Consider the following 18671-nt stretch of genomic DNA (forward strand, 5'->3'; position numbering starts at 1 on the left):
GAGATAGTGAAATGCAGATTCGTTCGTTATTGATCGTTGCTGTTGCTACCAGCGCCTCGCTGGCTTCGACGTTCGTCATGGCTCATCCCGGAGGACATGATTCTGATGACAACAAGCTGATACCCAAGACCTGCGAGCAATTGGCAAATACGGAGCGCTACATCACCGATGTGGCCTATCCCGAAGTCAGGGAACTGAAGGCGCGATGTGACGCCGCGAAGGAGAAAGAAGCACCTCAAGCGCGCTCATCCAACAACAGTAACTGACAGCCTGGACCGTAACCGCACTTCCTTGGTAGCGGTTACGTGCCTTTACCGCTATTTGCCAGGAGCCAGCCATGCTCGCGATTCTTCAACATGCCACGTTCCGCCGGTTATTTCTGGCGCAAGTCGTCGCGCTCGTCGGCACCGGGTTGGCGACCGTGGCGCTGGCGCTGCTGGCCTACGATCTGGCCGGTCCAGAGGCAGGAGCCGTTCTAGGCACGGCGCTGGCGATCAAGATGACGGTCTATATTCTGCTGGCCCCCGTGGCGGGTGCCATCGTGCCGCCGGCCAGGCGCAAGGCGGTACTGATTCTGCTCGATGTCGTCCGGGCGAGCGTCGTGCTGGCACTGCCGTTCGTCACCGAGATTTGGCAAATCTACCTGTTGATTGCGGTGTTGCAGTCAGCCTCGGCGGGCTTCACGCCGCTGTTCCAGTCCTTGATTCCCGAAGTGCTCACCGAAGAGCGCGACTACACCCGCGCCCTGTCCCTGTCGCGCATGGCCTACGATCTGGAAAGCCTGCTCAGCCCGATGCTCGCGGCGGCCCTGTTGGTCTGGGTCAGTTTTCATGTGCTGTTCGTCGGCACGGCCTTCGGCTTCGCGCTGTCAGCGGGCTTGATTCTGGCGACCGCACTGCCGGCAGTCGCCAGCGGCACGCGCAGCGATGGGTTGGGTGAGCGGATGCTGCGCGGCATGAGGATCTATCTGCGCACGCCACGGCTGCGCGGCCTGCTGGCATTGAATCTGTGCGCGGCAGCCGGTGGTGCGATGGTGTTCGTCAACACCATCGTGATCGTGCGGGATGTCCTCGGTGGTAGTGAACAACAGCTTGCGCTGGCGTTGGCGACCTTCGGTGGTGGTTCGATGATGGCCGCGCTGCTGTTGCCCAAGGTGCTCGATCGGGTCGCGGATCGCCGGGTGATGCTGTCGGCTGCCATCATGATGGTGGCAGTGCTGCTGATGACTACCGTGTTGTGGATCGCGTCGCCGTCCTGGCGTGGCTGGGCGATGCTGCTGCCTGCCTGGGGCCTGATGGGGATCGCCTATGCCGGCTTGGTGACACCGGGCGGGCGCCTGATACGTCGATCAGCGCACGAGGAAGACCTGTCGGCCGTGTTTGCTGCGCAGTTTTCCTTCTCGCATGTCTGCTGGCTGCTGGCCTATCCCCTGGCAGGCTGGGTGGGGCTGACGTTCGGTCTAGGCGTCGCACTGGCCGCCCTGAGCAGCCTTGCTCTGGTGGGGATAGTCATCGCAAGCAGGAGTTGGCCACAGGACGATCAGCCGGTGCTTATACATGACCATGGCGACCTGGCTGACGACCACGCGCATTTCAAGCTGCATGGTGCAGCACCCCATGCACATCCGTTTGTTATCGACATGCTGCATCGGCGCTGGCCCGGATGAGCAACAAATCCTGCCGCTGGCAATCACCAGGGAGCAGATTTTTCTCGGGTGTTGAGGAGTGAATATTCTATGGAGTTAAGGCATCTGAGATATTTTCTCGCGGTGGCGGAGGAACTTCACTTTGCGCGAGCCGCTGAAAAGCTGCACATCGAGCAATCACCACTGTCTCGTGCCATCAAAGACCTGGAAGAAGAACTGGGTGTTGTATTGTTTGCCCGTACTACGCGCAGCACCCGATTGACCCGTGCTGGCAAGTTGTTTCTGGAGCATGTCCCGCGAGTCTTCATTGTGCTGGAACAGGCCCGGGACAGCGTTAAGGCGGCGGCAAACGGTTTTCACGGTCAGTTGCGCATCGCGCTGTCCGATGGCATCACGCCCTCTCGCCTGCCGTCCTTGCTGGCACTTTGCCGACAAGAGGAGCCCGAGGTCGAAATCCGTTTGTTCGAGGTGCCTCTGTCGCAGCAGCTCAAGGGATTGTATGACGACCTGTACGACGTGGGTTTTGCACAGTCGGACGAAGTGGGCGACGGTATTGCGGTCAAGCCGATCTGGCGCGACCCGTTAATGGTTGCTGTTCCGGCGCGACATCCACTACTCAGGCACAAACGTATTCCACTGGACGAAGTATTGCGTTATCCACTGGTGCTGTGTGACCCGCAGGTATGTGAGGGTCATGCGCGCCAGGTCGAGCGGGTGCTGCGACGGTCGGAGCAGGAACCCATGATCGCCGAGCGCGTAGCGTCCTGTGACTTGATGATGGCGCTGGTGTCGGCGGGTTTTGCCCTTGGTCTGGCGGGTGCGCCGCATATCGCCTCCAGTCGCGAACCCGGTGTGGTGGCACGCCCGCTGGCGGGGCGTTCGCCGATGCTGACGACGTATCTGCTGCACCGGGAAGCGGAGACATCGGAAGTCCTGGCACGTTTCATCGAGCGGGTACAAGCCATCGAATCACTCGCAGGTGTCAGGTTAGTGCCGCCGACCGAACCGGGTCAGGAGGAGTGCGAGCTATGAAACGGGTCTTTCCATTACTGTTGTTCATGGTGCTCGCCGCCTGTGGTCAAGCAGAGGCGCCCACTCAGGTTGATGTGCCGACCGTGGATGAACTGGCCGCCGATCCCAAGCGGTTGAGGGAGCTTCGCCAGCAGTGCAGGACAGACCACGCCAATACGGGGCAGGTGTTGTGCAATCGCGTGGCCGAAGCGACCCGCAAACGGTTTTATGGCGATGGTGAAGTACCTTACACACCGCCGGAGAGTCCGCCCACATTCTGAGAGCAGGCGCTCAAGCGTTGGAAGTTCTGGCGAGTCTTCCTTGTCGAACCCGCCATAGGCCAATCGTCCATGACCTCTCCTTGTCGAGAGGAGAATTCAGCGGATTCCGCCTTTTTCTCCCGACACGACCCGGCGCGCCCGCACTTGCGACGTTTCTCTGTGCCTTGATCTTGCGCTAATTCTTTCTTTTTACTCGACCTTTCTGCTGAAAACGGTCTTTGACCGGCACCGAACCAGCACTGATCCTCGCCTGTGCGGCACGTCCTTGTGCCGCGCTTGAGCGAGGAAAAGCGCAGGAGAAATCGGAGGCCAGTCAATGCAGGGTCAGGGCGTACTGTTCGGACAGATCACCGCCGTTTTCGGCATCGTGATCGCCGGCATATGGAGTGCAACGCAATGGACAGCCGCCGCCCTGGGTTACCAACTACGCCTTGGCTCGCCCTGGTTCGACGTTTTCGGCACGCCGGTCTATCACCCCTGGCGGCTGTTCGAGTGGTGGTTCTTCTTCGGTGCCTACGCGCCGGAGGTCTTCAACATCGGCGGGGCGATTGCCGGCAGCAGCGGCCTGCTGGCCGTGTGCGTCGCCATCGGCATGTCGGTATGGCGTTCGCGGCAGTCCCGCCTGGTCACGACCTACGGTTCGGCGCGCTGGGCTGAACCTGCCGACATTCGCAGTGCTGGGCTGACGCAGCCGGTCGGTGTTTTCCTCGGCCAGCATGACGGCGAGTACCTGCGCCATGAAGGCCCGGAACACGTCCTGACCTTCGCACCCACCCGCTCTGGTAAAGGGGTCGGGCTGGTCGTGCCCACCTTGTTGAGCTGGCCCGCATCGGCCGTCATCCACGACATCAAGGGCGAGAACTGGCAGATCACCGCTGGCTGGCGCTCGCGCTTCTCGCACTGCCTGCTGTTCAACCCGACCGATGCGCAGTCGGCCGGCTACAACCCGCTGCTGGAAGTGCGGCGCGGCGCGCATGAGGTGCGCGACGTGCAGAACATCGCCGACATTCTGGTCGATCCCGAAGGCGCGCTGGAACGGCGCAATCACTGGGAAAAGACCAGCCATGCGCTGCTGGTCGGCGCCATCCTGCATGTGCTCTATGCCGGCGAGGACAAGACGCTGCGCGGCGTCGCCAATTGCCTGTCCGATCCGGCGTGCCCGTTCGAGCTGACCCTGCACCGTATGATGACGACGAAGCACCTGGGTGATGCGCCGCATCCCGTCGTCGCCTCCGCCGCGCGCGAAGTGCTCAACAAGGCGGACAACGAACGCTCCGGCGTGCTCTCCACCGCCATGTCCTTCCTGGGCCTGTACCGCGACCCGACGGTGGCGGAAGTCACCTCGCGCTGCGACTGGCGTATCGCCGACCTGATCGCCGCCGAGCATCCGGTGTCGCTGTATCTGGTGGTGCCGCCTTCGGACATCAGCCGCACCAAGCCGCTGATCCGGTTGATCCTCAACCAGATCGGGCGTCGGCTGACTGAATCGCTCGACGGTTCCGACGGCATCGAGCGCCGCCACAAGCTGCTGTTGATGCTCGACGAGTTCCCGGCGCTGGGCCGACTCGACTTCTTCGAGACGGCCCTGGCCTTCATGGCCGGCTACGGCATTCGCAGCTTCCTCATCGCGCAGTCGCTCAACCAGATCGACAAAGCCTACGGCCAGAACCATTCGATTCTGGACAACTGCCATGTGCGGGTGACGTTTGCCACCAACGACGAACGCACCGCCAAGCGCATTTCCGAAACGCTGGGCACCGCCACCGAGCTGCGCGCGCAGCGCAACTATGCCGGCCACCGGCTCGCGCCGTGGCTCGGCCACCTGATGGTGTCGCGCCAGGAAACCGCGCGCCCGCTGCTGACGCCGGGCGAGGTCATGCAGCTTCCTCCCGACGAATCCGTGGTGATGGTGTCGAGCGTGGCGCCGATCAAGGCGAAGAAGCTGCGCTATTACGCCGACGCGAACTTCCAGCAGCGCGTGCTCCTGCCACCGGCGCTCGCCGCTGGGCACTACGCCGATGCGCCGCCCTCGCGGCCGGATGACTGGAGCGGCCTGGCGATTCCCGCCGTGCCGTCCACACCTGTCGCACAGGCCGAGGGCTTCGCCGCCACCGCCGATGACGGCGGGCCGCGCCGCCAGCCCGAACTGTCCGAAACCGTCGCCTACGACCCCGAGCCGGAAATCCCGGCCAGCGACCTGTCGCTGCTCGATGACGACGATTCGCCGCCTCTCCCGAGCCAGCTCGACCCGTCCATACAGCGCGTGGCGCGGCTGGCTTCCCTCGACCCCAACGACGGAATCGAACTATGAGCCAATACCGCCTCAACCTGTTCATCCAGCCCGACCACGCCCGCCGTCTGGACGAGCTGGCCGCCAAGAAAGGCGTCTCCAAGTCGTCCATCGTCGCGGCGGCGCTCGCATCGTGGCTGTCGCCCGATGCCGCCGACCAGCGCGAAGCAGCGATCGCCAAGCGGCTGGATCGCCTGTCGCGTCAGTTCGAGAAGCTGGAGCGCGACCAGAACATCCAGATCGAGGCGCTGGCGCTGTTCATCCGCTACTTCCTGACCGTGAGCACACCGCTTCCCGAAGCGCATCAGGAGGCAGCCCGTGCCCAGGGCAAGGCGCGCTTCGAGCAGTTCGTGGAGCAGCTTGGCCGCCATCTGCTGCGCGGACGCAGCCTGGTGCGCAACGTGGTGGAGGAACTGCACCCCCAGGATCATGAGTTCGGGGGGCGGATGGAGGACGCGGCGGCGCTGGCCGAAGCGCGGGAGCGTGCCTCATGAGTGCCGTGCCGCAGTTCCCGGCTGAGCCGCGTTCGTCTGACGCCACTTCGCTGGATCGCCGCATCCAGATGCTGCGCACGGCGATGGGGCCGCTGATCGCCGCAGCGCTGGAAGACCCGGACGTGGTAGAGGTCATGCTCAACCCCGACCGCACCCTTTGGGTGGATCGGCTGTCGTCGGGACGCACGCCGCTGGGTGTGGAACTGCCCGAAGCCGACGGCGAGCGCATCATCCGGCTGGTGGCCGCCCATGTTGGCGCGGAAGTGCATCGCGGCCAGCCGTTGTTGACCGCCGAGCTGCCGGAGACGGGCGAGCGCTTCGAGGGTGTTCTGCCGCCAGCCGCTCCGGGGCCGGCCTTTGCGCTGCGCAAGCGGGCCGTGAACATCATCGACCTGGATCGCTATGTGGCCGACGGCATCCTGACGGCGTGTCAGGCGGACTTCCTGCGCCGTGCCGTGCGCGAGCGCCAGAACATCCTGATCGCGGGCGGCACCAGCACCGGCAAGACCACGCTCGCCAACGCCTTGCTCGCCGAGATTGCCGCCACTGGCGACCGCGTGCTAGTGCTCGAAGACACCATCGAGCTGCAATGCGCCGCCCGCGACCATGTGCCGCTGCGCACGCGGGCGGGCGTAGTGTCGATGACCGAGCTGGTGCGTGCCACGATGCGGCTGCGCCCCGACCGCGTGATCGTCGGCGAGGTGCGCGGCGGCGAAGCCCTGGACTTGGTGAAGGTGTGGGGCACCGGCCATCCCGGCGGCATCGCCACCATCCATGCCGGTTCCGCCTTGGGCGCACTGCTGCGCTTGGAGCAACTGATTCTCGAAGTGGCGGTGAACCCGCCCCGCGCGCTGATTGCCGAGGCGGTCAATGTCGTGATCCACATCGCCGGCCGTGGCCGCAAGCGCCACGTCGAAAGCATCACCCGCGTCGTCGGTCACGACGCCACGGGCTACCAACTGGCGGACGCGCCGGTAACGCCGTTTCCCGAGCTGTCGCCGGCTTCCGGTGCCGCATCCGACGCGGCCGCCTCCCACTCCCTCGGTCCTTCAGGAGAACCGTCATGACACACACCCATGCTTTCCGCTTTTCCGTAAATCCGCTTTTCAGCCTCGTGCGACTACGCTGCCTGGCCCGCCCTGCGGGGCAGGGACTGTTGCTGGCCGTGCTGATGCTGATGCTTGCCAGCACGGCGCAGGCCGCCGGTTCCTCGATGCCCTGGGAAGGGCCGCTGCAAGCCATCCTCGATTCCATCCAGGGGCCGGTCGCGCGCATCGTCGCCGTCATCATCATCATCGCCACCGGGCTGGCGCTGGCCTTCGGCGATACGTCGGGTGGCGCCCGCAAGATGATCCAGATCGTCTTCGGCCTGTCCATCGCCTTCGCGGCGTCGAGCTTCTTCCTGTCCTTCTTCAGCTTCTCCGGCGGGGCTGTCGTATGAGCGCGCCCGAGGAGTTCGCCGCCGGCTTCGAGGTGCCGCTGCATCGCTCGCTGACCGAGCTGATCCTGCTGGGCGGCGCGCCGCGCACGGTCGCCATCGCCAACGGCACTTTGGCCGCCGCCGTGGGCCTGGGCCTGCAACTGTGGATTGCCGGGGTCGTGCTCTGGGTGGTCGGCCACTCGCTGGCGGTATGGGGTGCGCGCGTCGATCCGCAGTTCATGCAGGTCTTCGCCCGGCACATCAAGCACAAGCCGCTGCTGGACGTGTAGGAGGTCGCCGCGATGCTGAACCTTTCCGAATACCGCCAACGACCGGCCTTGCTGGCCGATTGGCTGCCGTGGGCCGGGCTGGTGGCGCCTGGCGTCGTCCTGAACAAAGACGGGGCATTCCAGCGCACGGCCCGGTTTCGCGGCCCCGACCTGGACAGCGCGACGCAAGGAGAAATGATCGCCACCACGGCGCGGCTCAACAACGCGCTGCGCCGGCTGGGTTCGGGCTGGGCCTTGTTCATCGAAGCCGAGCGCCAACCGGCGGCGGCCTATCCGCATTCCGACTTTCCCGAGCCGCTGTCCTGGCTGGTGGAGGAAGAACGCCGGGCCGCGTTCGAGGAATCGGGCCATCACTTCGAGAGCGCCTATCGCCTGACGCTGGCCTACCTGCCGCCGGAGGAATCCCGTGCCCGCGCGGCCAAGATGCTCTATGAGAACGCGCCGGGCGATGGCGTGGATTGGCGTGGTCGGCTCGATGCCTTCGTGGCGGAAACCGATCGCGTGTTCGACCTGCTCGATGGCGTCATGCCGGAAATCGCCTGGCTGAACGACAGCGAGACGTTGACCTATCTGCATTCGACCGTTTCGACGCGGTGCTATCGGATCGGCGTGCCGGAGGTGCCGTTCCACCTCGATGCGCTGCTGGCAGACTGCCCGCTGGTCGGTGGCCTAGCGCCCATGCTGGGCGATGCGCACCTGCGTGTGGTGTCGGTGCGGGGTTTTCCGACTTCGACCTGGCCGGGTCTGCTGGACGACCTCAACCGGCTGGGCTTCGCCTATCGCTGGAGCACGCGCTTTCTCTGCATGGACAAGGCCGAGGCGGAAAAGGAACTCGGCCGCCTGCGCCGCCAATGGTTCGCCAAGCGCAAGAACGTCCTGGCCTTGCTGCGCGAAACCCTCTTCCAGCAGGAAAGCCCGCTGGTGGATACCGACGCCAGCAACAAGGCCGCCGATGCCGACGCCGCCATGCAGGAGCTGGGCAGCGATCAGGTCGCCTTCGGCTATCTCACCGCGACGGTGACGGTGCTCGACGCCGACCCGGCCGTGGCGGATGAGAAGCAGCGCTTGGTGGAGCGCGTCATCCAGGGACGCGGCTTCGTCACCATCCCCGAAACGCTCAACGCGGTGGATGCCTGGCTGTCCTCGATCCCCGGCAACGCCTACGCCAACGTTCGCCAGCCCATCGTGTCCACGCTGAACCTGGCGCACATGATGCCGGTGTCGGCGGTATGGGCCGGGCCGGAGAAAAACGACCATCTGGACGGCCCGCCGCTGATCGTCACGCGCACCGATGGCGCCACGCCGTTCCGGCTGGTGACGCACATCGGCGACGTGGGGCACACGCTGGTCGCCGGCCCGACCGGCATGGGCAAGTCGGTGCTGCTGGCCACGCTGGCGATGCAGTTCCGCCGCTATCCCGGTTCGCGGATATTCGCGTTCGATATGGGCCGGTCGATGCGGGCCACCATCCTCGGCCTGGGCGGCGAGCATTACGACCTCGGCGCCGATGGCGGCATCGCGTTCCAGCCGCTCGCACGCATCGACCGCGAGGGCTACCGCACCTGGGCGGCCGAATGGCTGGAAGGCCGCCTGCTGCACGAGGGCGTGACGGTCGGCCCCGACGAGAAGGCGGCCATCTGGTCAGCGCTGGTCAGTCTCGCCGGGGCGCCGGTGGAGCAGCGCACGCTGACCGGGTTTTCCGTACTGCTGCAATCGAACGTGCTGCGCCAGGCGCTGGCACCTTATGTACTCGGCGGCGCCCACGGCAAGCTGCTGGACGCCGAAAGTGACCGGCTGGGCAGCGGCGACGTGCAAGGCTTCGAGATGGAAGAACTGATGCACAGCCCCGCCGCGGTGCAGGCGGTGTTGCGCTACCTGTTCGCCCGCTTCGACGAGCGCTTCGATGGCGCGCCCACACTGCTGATCCTCGATGAAGCCTGGCTGTTCCTTGATGAGCCGGCCTTTGCCGCGCGCATCCGCCAGTGGCTCAAGACGCTGCGCAAGAAGAACGTGTCGGTGATCTTCGCCACGCAGAGTCTGGCGGATATCAAGGATTCGAGCATCGCGCCCGCGATCATCGAAAGCTGCGCCAGCCGCATCTTCCTGCCCAACCCGCAGGCGACCGAACCGCAGATTCGCACGATCTACCAGGGCTTCGGCCTCAACGGCCGGCAGATCGAGATCGTCGCCACCGCACAGCCCAAGCGCGACTACTACTACCAGTCGCGCCTGGGCAACCGCCTGTTCGACCTCGACCTGGGGCCGGCAACGCTGGCCTTCGCGGGTGCTTCCACACCGCAGGACCAGCGCGACATCGACCGCGTGCTGGCCGAGGCCGGATTGCCCGGCTTCGCCGGCGCATGGCTGCGCCATCGCGGCCTTGGCTGGGCCGCCGACCTGCTGCCGTCCGCACCGGCGGCCGCTTCCTTCCTTTCCCAACCACAGGAGAACCTGCCATGAAGCCCCGTGTGCTTTCCACGACCCTCGCCGCCGTACTGTCGGTGTCGCTGCTGACCACGCCGCCGGCATCGGCGTTCACCGTGTTCGATCCCTCGAACTTCGTGCAGAACACGCTGACCGCGATCCGCACGTTGGAGCAGATCAACAACCAGATCAACCAGCTCCAGAACGAAGCCCAGATGCTGACGAACCAGGCGCGCAACCTGACCCGCCTCGACTTCAACATCGTCAATCGGCTGCGCTCCACGCTGGCCACCACCGAACGCCTCATCGCCGAGGCGCAAGGGCTGGCCTACGACGTGCAGAACCTCGACCAGGAGTTCGCACGGCTTTACCCGGAGCAGTACGCCGCCACGGTCAGCGGCGATCAGATGTACCAGGATGCCCAGGAACGCTGGAAGCACACGCTCAATGGCCTGCACACCGCGATGCGGATGCAGGCGCAGGTGTCCGAGAATCTGCGCGAAGACGAAAGTGCGCTGGCCGATTTGGTCGGCCAGAGCCAGTCGGCGACCGGCGCCTTGCAGGCCATGCAGGCGACCAACCAGCTTCTCGCCCTGCAGGCCAAGCAGACCATCCAGGCGCAGCAACTCCAGTTGACGCAGGAGCGTGCCGCGTCGCTCGAACTGGCCCGCCAGGCGGCGGAGATCGAGCGATCCCGCGAAGTGCGGCGGCGTTTCCTCGGCGAAGGCACGCCGTACACGCCGCATCCGGTTCAGTTCTACGGCAACTGACGGAGGCCGCCATGCGATGCGTCCCCATGTTGCCGGTATTGCTGCTGGCCGCGCTGCTGGCGGCCTGTGGTCAGCCGCCCACCGAAGACCTGACCGAAACACTGGTCGCCGATCCCGTGCGGCTGAAAGCGCTGCGCGCGCAATGCGCGACCGACCGGCAGGCCGTGGGCGAGGACGCTTGCAGGGCCGCCGCCGAGGCGTTCCGGCGCCGCTTCTTCGCCGGTCATACCAGCCCGGACGAGTACGACGCCCAGGGCGAACTGCCACCGATTCCGCCCAGCTTCGATACACCTGGTTTCGACATGCCCATCGACGATGAAGCCGAGCGCGATGCACCTGACGCGGCGGCCCCGGAGGCGACCCCATGAACGACGTGACGGTCATCGACCGCTTCCTCAGTACGTTCTCGCAGTACATCGACTCGGGATTCGGTTTGCTGCAAGGCGAAGTCGCTTTCCTGACGGCCACCCTGATCGTCATCGACATCACGCTCGCCGGTCTGTACTGGGCGCTGGGACATGCCACCGGCCAGGGTGATGACGTGATGGCAAAGCTCATCCGCAAGGTGCTCTATGTCGGGGTGTTCGCCTACATCATCAGTAATTTCAACTGGCTGGCCGGCATCGTCTTCCGCTCCTTCGCCGGGCTGGGGCTGACCGCCACCGGCTCGCTCACGATGGAGACTTTCTTGCAGCCGGGGCGGCTGGCGAAGACCGGCATCGACGCCGGCGCGCCGATCATTGAGCAGATCGGCGAACTGACCGGGTTTCCCGCCGTGTTCGCCAATCTGGACATCATCGTCATCCTGTTCCTGGCTTGGCTGATCGTCATCGTCTGCTTCTTCGTGCTGGCGGTGCAGCTTTTCATCACCCTGATCGAGTTCAAGCTGACCACGCTCGCCGGCTTCGTGCTGGTGCCGTTCGCGCTCTGGAACAAGACCGCATTCCTAGCCGAGAAGGTGCTGGGCAACGTGGTGGCCTCGGGCGTCAAGGTGCTGGTGCTGGCTGTCATCGTCGGCATCGGCACCGGGATATTCGCCGAGTTCCAAACCGTACCGGATGAGCCGTCCATCGACCATGCGCTGGTGGTCATGCTGGCGTCGCTGGCCTTGCTCGCGCTGGGGATCTTCGGGCCGGGTATCGCTACCGGGCTGATTTCCGGTGGACCGCAGCTCGGTGCGGGTGCAATGGCGGGTGCCGCTGTCGGTGCTGCTGGGACGGCCGTTGCCGTCGGCGCTGCCGCCACTGGCGTAGGCGGCGCTGTCGCGGCCGGTGCGCGCATGGCACCAGCCGCCGCGAAGATGGCCGCCTCAACAGCCAGCAATGCGCGTTCGGCGTTCCAGGCCGGCTCCGCTGCTGCCGGTGGTGGCCTCAAGGGCGCAGCGGCGGGCCTGGGCAACGTCGCCAAGACCGGCGCGCAATCGCTCAAGGATCGCGCCGCTTCAACTTTCCAGACCGGAGGGGCCGGCGCCGCGTCTGGCGGCAGTACGGCGGCGGGTGCGACCGCCCAAGGCGCTGCGGCCCAAGAGCCGGCCACCGACGCCGGTTCGACAGCACAACCCGCATGGGCTAAGCGCCTGCATCGACGCCAGCAGATCAGCCATGCCGCGACCACCGCCGCGCACACGCTGCGCGGCGGCGATGGCGGTGGTTCGGGCAGCGCCCCGAGCCTGCGTGATTCAGATTCATAAGGAGGACTAACCATGCGATTCAAACGACCGCAGGTGCGCTACGCCGATACGCCGCAGCCTGCCACACCGTATCAATCCGCCGCTCAGGTTTGGGACGAGCGCATCGGCTCGGCCCGTGTACAGGCGAAGAACTGGCGCCTGATGGCCTTCGGCTGCCTGGTGCTGGCCTTGCTGATGGCCGGTGGCCTGGTCTGGCGCTCGGCGCAGTCCATCGTCACGCCCTATGTGGTGGAGGTAGACCAGAGCGGGCAGGTTCGCGCCGTGGGCGAGGCGGCCACATCGTACCGACCCGGCGACGCGCAGATTGCTCACCATCTGGCGCGCTTCGTGACGCTAGTGCGCTCGCTGTCCATCGACCCGATCGTGGTGCGACAGAACTGGCTCGATGCCTATGACTACACCACCGACCGGGGGGCAGCGGTGCTCAATGATTACGCCCGCAACAACGACCCCTTCGCCCGCATCGGCCGCGAGTCGGTGACGGTGCAGATCACCAGCGTTGTGCGTGCCAGCGAGTCGTCGTTCAACGTGCGCTGGACCGAACAGCGCTTCATCAATGGCGCGCCAGCGGGCACCGAACGCTGGACCGCCGTCATTTCCATCGTCCTGCAAACCCCGCACACCGAACAGCGCCTGCGCAAGAACCCGCTGGGCATTTACGTCAACGGGCTGTCGTGGAGCCGCGAACTGGATGCGTCCGAAGGAGCCAAGCCATGAAACTGTCCTATCGTCTTGTCACGTTGCCATTGATCCTGCTTGCCTTGGCCGGCTGCGCCACCCAGGGCAAGCCGCCGACCATCTCACTCGATGAGCCGGTGCAGGCACAGCCGCTACCGGAGCCGCCCAAGCCGCTGGCGGTGGTCGCGGTTCCCAGGCCCTTGCCGCTACCGGGGCAGTTGAAGCCGTTGCCCGACGCGGACGAAACCCCGTCCGTGCCGGAACCGGCCGATGAGACAAAGCGGGTATCGCGTGCCAACGAGGAAGCGCGTGTTGCGCCCACGCGCGAGGGCTATGTCAATGCGATTCAGGTCTGGCCCTACAGCGACGGTGCGCTGTATCAGGTCTATGCGGCGGTCGGGCGCGTGACGATGATTTCCTTGCAGCCGGGCGAGGAACTGGTGACGGTGGCGGCTGGCGATACCGTGCGCTGGATCGTCGGCGACACCTCCAGCGGCAGCGGTGACGAGCTGCGCGTCAATGTGCTGGTCAAGCCGATCCGCTCGGGCCTGAAAACCAATCTGGTCATCACCACCAGCCGCCGGACGTACTTGCTGGAGCTGACCTCGACCGAACGCGCCTGGATGGCGTCGGTGTCCTGGGACTACCCGCGCGACCGGATGCTGGCCTTGCAGCGCCAGGCGCGGGCGGCCAGCGTCGCCGCGCCGGTCGATACCGGCCTGTCGCTGGAGAACATCCGCTTCCGCTACGCCATCAGCGGCAGCAATCCGCCGTGGAAGCCGCTGCGCGCCTTCGACGATGGCGAGAAGGTCTACATCCAGTTCCCGGCCGGTATCGCCCAGGGCGAACTGCCGCCGCTGTTCGTCATCGGCACGCAGGGCGACGGGCAACTGGTCAACTACCGCTTCCGCCCGCCGTACTACATCGTCGATCGGCTGTTCGGCGCGGCCGAACTGCGCCTGGGCGGTGACAAGGGCGACGTGGTGCGCATCGAGCGCACGGATGGCGTAACGCGGAGGAATTGACCATGAGCCAGGACGATATCCCTGACCTTGGCGCACCGCAGGCCGGCAAGGTGGCGCCGGACACGGTGGCCTTGCGCGCCCAGCCGCGCCCGGTCACACGGTTAAACCGGCGTACCCTGGCCGCGCTCGCCGGCGGGCTTTCCGTCGCGGTGCTGGGCATCACCCTTTGGTCCTTGCAGCCGTCACAGCCCCGAAGCGGCAGCGATTCGACCGAGCTATACAACGTCGATCGCGTCTCGCGCTCAGAAGGACTCGACCAGCTCCCCACGGACTATTCCCAGTTGCCGCCACCGGCCTTGCCGTCCGGGGTGCCCGAACTGGGGCCGCCGCTGCCGGGCGACCTCGGCCCGGCCATCGTGCAGTCCCGGCAACCGGCGATGGCCAGCTATACGCCGCCCGGCCACGATACCGCCGAAGCCGAGCGGCTGGCGCTGGAGAAAGAGGCCGAGGAAGCCGCTGTCTCGTCGGTATTCTTCCGCACGGGCAACCAGGGGCAGGCCGCCGTTCCAGTGGCGCAGGCGTCGTCAGGCACACCCGGCATGGGCAATCCCTTGGCGGCCTTTGACCCGATGGCCGCCGGTCTGGCCTCGACGGCAGCGCAGTCGGCCGACCCGACCGTCATGCAGAACCGGCAAGAGCAGAAAGAGGCGTTCCTGCAATCCGGTTCTACGGAAACCCGTAATACCGGAAACCTGCAACTGCCCAGCTCGCCATATCAGGTCATGGCCGGCACGGTGATTGCCGGGGCGTTGGTGACAGGCATCAAGTCGGACTTGCCGGGCGACGTGATCGCCACAGTGACAGAGCCGGTCTATGACACGGCCACCGGCCAGCATCTGCTGATTCCACAGGGATCGCGCATCCTGGGCCGCTATAACAGCCAGGTCAGCTACGGGCAGACCCGCGTACAGGTGGTGTGGAACCGGGTGATCCTGCCGGATATGTCTTCGCTGACGCTGGACAACCTTGTGGGCACCGACCCGGCCGGGTATGCCGGCCTGGAGGATGGCGTCGATTGGCATTGGGATCGCATCTTCACCGGCGCCGTATTGACGACGCTGCTGGGCGTCGGCGCCGAACTGGCAGCGCCGGAGAACCGCCAGGACGGCGACCGCATCATCATCGCCGGCCGCGACAGCATGCAGGACACGGTGAACCAGATCGGCCAGGAAGTGACGCGCCGCAACCTCAACATCCAGCCCACGCTGACCAGCCGGCCCGGTTTGCCGGTGCGCATCATCGTCAACCGGGATCTGGTGCTGCGGCCCTACCAGCCAGTGATCTTCAACAGGGGAGCTTCGCAATGAGCACGACACGCAAACTGCGGCTGGGGCCGTTGCCCAAGACCGAGACCATCAAGCTGACCTTCGCATGTCCGGCCAGCCTGAAAGCCGACCTCGACCGCTACGCCGCTCTGCACGCGCAGACCTATGGCGAAGCGGTTGATGCCATGACACTGATTCCGCACATGCTGGAAGCGTTCATGGGGGCAGATCGAGGATTCAGAAAAGGTACGACAACACCGAAAGCGCCACCCGTGCCCCGACGCGATGCACCGCCCACATAGGTGCAGTGCCACCCACTGCAAAGCAAAAAGCGCAGGTCGATGGCCTGCGCTTTTTGCTTTGGGCTATGGCTCGGGGGAGCCTTGTCATATCATCGTCGCCAACGCTCAGTATGGATGCACGCTCGGACACGCCGGAGCCCGCAACCGCGTTGCCCTTATGTGGCTCCTAGCCTTTTTGCGCGGGGTTGCGCGAAGGGCCGGCGAGAAGACCCAAGTCCTTGTCCTATATAGGCTTCGGGCATCCCGCCTATCTTTCGATAGTGCTTGACAGGTGAAATTTTTTATGGGCGCTTGAGGATCAGCAAGGTTCCGGCCCCGGCCACCATACCCCAGAACGCCGCCGCGATACCCAGCAGTGATACCCCCGATGCGGTGACCAGAAAGGTTACCATCGCCGCCTCCCGATGCCGTTCCTCACGCAGCGCCGCCAGCAGACCGCTACCTATGGTATTGATCAGCGCGAAACCGGCCACCGCCAGTACCAGCTCCTGCGGGAAGGCCAGGAACAGGGCACCGATGCTTGCGGCGAAAACCCCCGCCAGCAGATAGAAAAAGCCCGAGGCCATGGCCGCGATATAGCGCCGGCGCGGATCATCGTGCGCTTCCGGGCCAGTACAGATGGCGGCGGAGATGGCGGCCAGGTTGACGGCATAGGCGCCAAAGGGCGCGAACACCAGGGTCGCCAGTCCGGTCCAACCAACCAGCGGTGAGGCAGGCGTCTGATAGCCGGCGGCCCGCAGCACCGCCAGCCCTGGCAGGTTCTGCGAGGCCATGGTCACGGCGAATAGCGGCAGCGCCACACCGGTCAGGGCCTGCAGGGTGAAGGACGGCGTTACCCATTGCGGCGTGGCGATGCTGAACCGCAGGTCGCTGAAATCCAGCAGACCGCCGGCCCAGGCGATGGCGCTGCCCAGCACCAGCGGGGCCAGTACCGCATAGCGCGGCAACAGTCGGCGTGCCAGCAGATAGGCCAGCAGCATGGGAAAGACCAGGGAGAAGGCGGTGTCCAGCGCGGCAAAGGCATCCATGCCGAAGCGCAGCAGCACGCCGGCCAGCATCCCTGCGGCAATCGCCGGCGGCACGCGTTGCATGATCCGCTCGAACCAGCCGCTGAAGCCGCAGATGGCGATCAGCAGGCCGCACAGGATGAAAGCGCCGCTGGCTTCCGCCAGGCTGGTACCGGAGGCGGCGGTTACCAGAACCGCTGCGCCAGGGGTGGACCAGGCGGTGACGATCGGTGCCTTGAAGCGGTAGGCGAGATAGATACCCGACAGGCCGATACCCAGGCACAGTGCCAGGATCCATGAAGCTATCTGCGCCGGCGTCGCGCCCAGCGCATGGGCGGCCTGGAATACCAGTGCGGCGGAACTGGTGAAACCCACCAGCACCGCGACGAAGCCGGCGCTGATAGCCGACAGCGAGGTGTCCCGGATCAGGCGCATGGGCACTCTGCCTGATAGCGGAACATGGACAGTGAATGGAGCATGCAGCAACTCCTGTGGTAATGGACGTCGGCTTCCGGGGGAATAGCCGCTGGTGGGCGTGGCGCGGCAACCGCACCGGGCCGCACATGCTAAGATGGCCCTGGCTCGGCTGCTGCCAGCCGGTCGATCATAGCAACAACGGGGAGGCGGCGTGTTTCTACTCAAGCGCAAGGGTGACTATCGTCTGCAGCTGACTCGTACCTTGAAGCAGCCGGGACGCTACCAGGTCGAGCTGTACCTGTTCACCCCGCATGAGGGCAACTTCTCTGCCTGGACGCTGGCCGAGCGGCAGTTCTTCTTCGGCTCCCTGTCGCACCGCTTCGGGCTGCTGGGGTTGCCGGACACCGATCGCATCAGCAAGGCCGACAGTTCCTTTGCGCTGCTCTCGCCGCATTACGAGATCATGTATGGCTCCTGGCTGTTCCAGTACCGCGCCTCGATGGATCGGTTGCGCCAGCAGATCCAGGCCTCGGAGCTGACCGAGGAGCCGCTCAAGCGGGCGCTGCGGCTGAGTCAGACCTTCGCCCAGCGCCTGCGCCGCTCGGTGCCGGCACAGAGCAGCCAGCAGCGTTATTTCCGCCAGCTGGATATCTACTTCTCCTGGTATGTCGAGCAGTTCCTGCTGGAGTGCATGACCCTGGACGGCTATCAGGAGCTGGATGCCGAGTTGAAGGATGACATCGAGGAATTTCTCCAGGAGGAATACCGGATTCGCAAGGATCGCGAGTACCTGAGCGACTTCCGCGGCTCCCCGACGCGGGTCTGGAATCGCATGAGCCTGTACCATCGGTTGCTGGAATACCCGGTACTGCTGCGCTCGAAGATCACCGAACTGGGGGAGGGCACGCGCAAGCTGGTCAAGGCGGTCTCGACCATGCTGATCATGTCGCTGTTCACCTACTTCCTGTTCAATGCGCGGGCCGGCACTCAGCAACTGTCACTGGCACTGCTGTTTATCATCGCGCTGACCTATGCCGTGCGTGACCTGTTGCGTGATGACATGATCACCGCCATCACCCGCCGTCTGCGCAAGGGCAAGCCGCGCTGGAAGATTCGCCTGCAGATGCCCTACACCAAGAAACTCATGGCTCAGCAACTGGTCTGGCTGGACTACCGCAAGCTGCCCAACCTGCCGCGGGAGGTGCTGGAACACTCCGGCAAGTGGGCGACCAACGAGGAGCGGCAGATCATCTGCTACCGCTCGGTGCTGCACCTGGAGAAGGGCGCTCTGGAGCGGGACAAGTTGCAGGAGCGCCTGAGCCTGGACTGTGAGCAACTGTGCGAGATGATCCAGGCCAGCCGCAACCAGCTGTTCGTCAGCGAGGACCAGGACAACCCCTTTGCCTCCATCCAGGCCCACCCCATCGACAAGCAGCATGACTACAACCTGCTGCTGGTGTACACCGAACCTGGCCAGCAGCACTCCTCGGCCCAGCGTTGGCGGCTGCGCCTGGGCGCCAGCGGCATAGTGCAATGCGAAAGCAAGCAGGCGCATTGGCCGGGCGCGGAGGAACAGCAACACCGCTCCCGCTATCGGCGTCTGCTCGAACGGTTATTCGGGGAGCGCTCTGCGGTGCGCTGAAACAGGGGCGGGTATTGCAC

19 protein-coding genes are annotated in these 18671 nt (G+C 65.2%); 18 read left to right on the forward strand and 1 reads right to left on the reverse strand.

From position 1 onward, the window contains the following. Positions 1 to 11 precede the first annotated feature (11 nt). The 17 genes from H6X51_RS06680 (at position 12) to H6X51_RS06760 (ending at position 15585) form a co-directional block, all read left to right on the forward strand. Positions 12 to 266 (forward strand): hypothetical protein, encoded by a 255-nt coding sequence (locus H6X51_RS06680; protein ID WP_185266745.1) that lies wholly within the window; start codon positions 12 to 14, stop codon positions 264 to 266. Between the two features lie 71 nt (positions 267 to 337). Then, entirely contained in the window at positions 338 to 1666 is a 1329-nt protein-coding gene (locus H6X51_RS06685; RefSeq protein WP_185266746.1) for an MFS transporter, read from the forward strand. 69 nt (positions 1667 to 1735) lie between these two features. After that, positions 1736 to 2677: a LysR family transcriptional regulator gene (locus tag H6X51_RS06690; RefSeq protein ID WP_185266747.1), complete on the forward strand. Its 942-nt coding sequence runs from the start codon at positions 1736 to 1738 to the stop codon at positions 2675 to 2677. Beyond that, positions 2674 to 2937 carry an EexN family lipoprotein gene (locus tag H6X51_RS06695; RefSeq protein WP_185266748.1) on the forward strand — a complete coding sequence of 88 codons (264 nt, stop codon included), beginning with the start codon at positions 2674 to 2676 and terminating at the stop codon, positions 2935 to 2937. The genes H6X51_RS06690 and H6X51_RS06695 overlap by 4 nt, the downstream gene beginning before the upstream one ends. A 316-nt stretch (positions 2938 to 3253) precedes the next feature. Continuing rightward, positions 3254 to 5248 carry a conjugal transfer protein TraG gene (locus tag H6X51_RS06700; RefSeq protein ID WP_185266749.1) on the forward strand — a complete coding sequence of 665 codons (1995 nt, stop codon included), beginning with the start codon at positions 3254 to 3256 and terminating at the stop codon, positions 5246 to 5248. Next, positions 5245 to 5721: a ribbon-helix-helix protein, CopG family gene (locus H6X51_RS06705; RefSeq protein WP_185266750.1), complete on the forward strand. Its 477-nt coding sequence runs from the start codon at positions 5245 to 5247 to the stop codon at positions 5719 to 5721. Before H6X51_RS06700 ends, H6X51_RS06705 begins: the two co-directional genes overlap by 4 nt. Then, positions 5718 to 6788 carry a P-type conjugative transfer ATPase TrbB gene (gene trbB / locus H6X51_RS06710; protein ID WP_185266751.1) on the forward strand — a complete coding sequence of 357 codons (1071 nt, stop codon included), beginning with the start codon at positions 5718 to 5720 and terminating at the stop codon, positions 6786 to 6788. Before H6X51_RS06705 ends, trbB begins: the two co-directional genes overlap by 4 nt. Continuing rightward, positions 6785 to 7162 (forward strand): TrbC/VirB2 family protein, encoded by a 378-nt coding sequence (locus H6X51_RS06715; RefSeq protein ID WP_185266752.1) that lies wholly within the window; start codon positions 6785 to 6787, stop codon positions 7160 to 7162. The genes trbB and H6X51_RS06715 overlap by 4 nt, the downstream gene beginning before the upstream one ends. Continuing rightward, positions 7159 to 7431 (forward strand): VirB3 family type IV secretion system protein, encoded by a 273-nt coding sequence (locus tag H6X51_RS06720; RefSeq protein ID WP_151180663.1) that lies wholly within the window; start codon positions 7159 to 7161, stop codon positions 7429 to 7431. The genes H6X51_RS06715 and H6X51_RS06720 overlap by 4 nt, the downstream gene beginning before the upstream one ends. Before the next feature lie 12 nt (positions 7432 to 7443). Continuing rightward, entirely contained in the window at positions 7444 to 9891 is a 2448-nt protein-coding gene (trbE, locus tag H6X51_RS06725; protein WP_185266753.1) for a conjugal transfer protein TrbE, read from the forward strand. After that, positions 9888 to 10625, forward strand: coding sequence for a P-type conjugative transfer protein TrbJ (trbJ, locus tag H6X51_RS06730; RefSeq protein ID WP_185266754.1), 738 nt, complete (start codon positions 9888 to 9890; stop codon positions 10623 to 10625). Before trbE ends, trbJ begins: the two co-directional genes overlap by 4 nt. Positions 10626 to 10636: 11 nt before the next feature. Next, positions 10637 to 10993 (forward strand): hypothetical protein, encoded by a 357-nt coding sequence (locus tag H6X51_RS06735; RefSeq protein WP_185266755.1) that lies wholly within the window; start codon positions 10637 to 10639, stop codon positions 10991 to 10993. Further along, on the forward strand, positions 10990 to 12315 hold the full coding sequence (gene trbL / locus H6X51_RS06740) for a P-type conjugative transfer protein TrbL (RefSeq protein WP_185266756.1): 1326 nt from the start codon (positions 10990 to 10992) through the stop codon (positions 12313 to 12315). Before H6X51_RS06735 ends, trbL begins: the two co-directional genes overlap by 4 nt. Before the next feature lie 12 nt (positions 12316 to 12327). Beyond that, positions 12328 to 13032, forward strand: a complete 705-nt coding sequence (gene trbF, locus H6X51_RS06745) for a conjugal transfer protein TrbF (RefSeq protein WP_185266757.1) — start codon at positions 12328 to 12330, stop codon at positions 13030 to 13032. Beyond that, the gene (gene trbG / locus H6X51_RS06750) at positions 13029 to 14018 is read left to right on the forward strand and encodes a P-type conjugative transfer protein TrbG (RefSeq protein WP_185266758.1); all 990 of its coding nucleotides are present in this window, start codon (positions 13029 to 13031) and stop codon (positions 14016 to 14018) included. The genes trbF and trbG overlap by 4 nt, the downstream gene beginning before the upstream one ends. A 2-nt stretch (positions 14019 to 14020) precedes the next feature. Next, a complete protein-coding gene (locus H6X51_RS06755) occupies positions 14021 to 15325 on the forward strand; it encodes a TrbI/VirB10 family protein (RefSeq protein WP_185266759.1) in 1305 nt (434 codons plus the stop codon). Then, positions 15322 to 15585 carry a DUF2274 domain-containing protein gene (locus H6X51_RS06760; protein ID WP_185266760.1) on the forward strand — a complete coding sequence of 88 codons (264 nt, stop codon included), beginning with the start codon at positions 15322 to 15324 and terminating at the stop codon, positions 15583 to 15585. Before H6X51_RS06755 ends, H6X51_RS06760 begins: the two co-directional genes overlap by 4 nt. A 281-nt stretch (positions 15586 to 15866) precedes the next feature. Here H6X51_RS06760 and H6X51_RS06765 read toward each other — a convergent pair whose 3' ends face one another. Then, the gene (locus H6X51_RS06765; RefSeq protein WP_185266761.1) at positions 15867 to 17027 is read right to left on the reverse strand and encodes a benzoate/H(+) symporter BenE family transporter; all 1161 of its coding nucleotides are present in this window, start codon (positions 17025 to 17027) and stop codon (positions 15867 to 15869) included. Between the two features lie 193 nt (positions 17028 to 17220). On the opposite strand from H6X51_RS06765, the gene H6X51_RS06770 reads away from it, so the two are divergent. After that, positions 17221 to 18651, forward strand: coding sequence for a hypothetical protein (locus H6X51_RS06770; protein WP_185266762.1), 1431 nt, complete (start codon positions 17221 to 17223; stop codon positions 18649 to 18651). The last annotated feature ends 20 nt before the right edge of the window (positions 18652 to 18671 follow it).

It is taken from the genome of Halopseudomonas xiamenensis (assembly GCF_014219065.1).
GTDB classification, from domain to species: Bacteria; Pseudomonadota; Gammaproteobacteria; order Pseudomonadales; family Pseudomonadaceae; genus Halopseudomonas; species Halopseudomonas xiamenensis.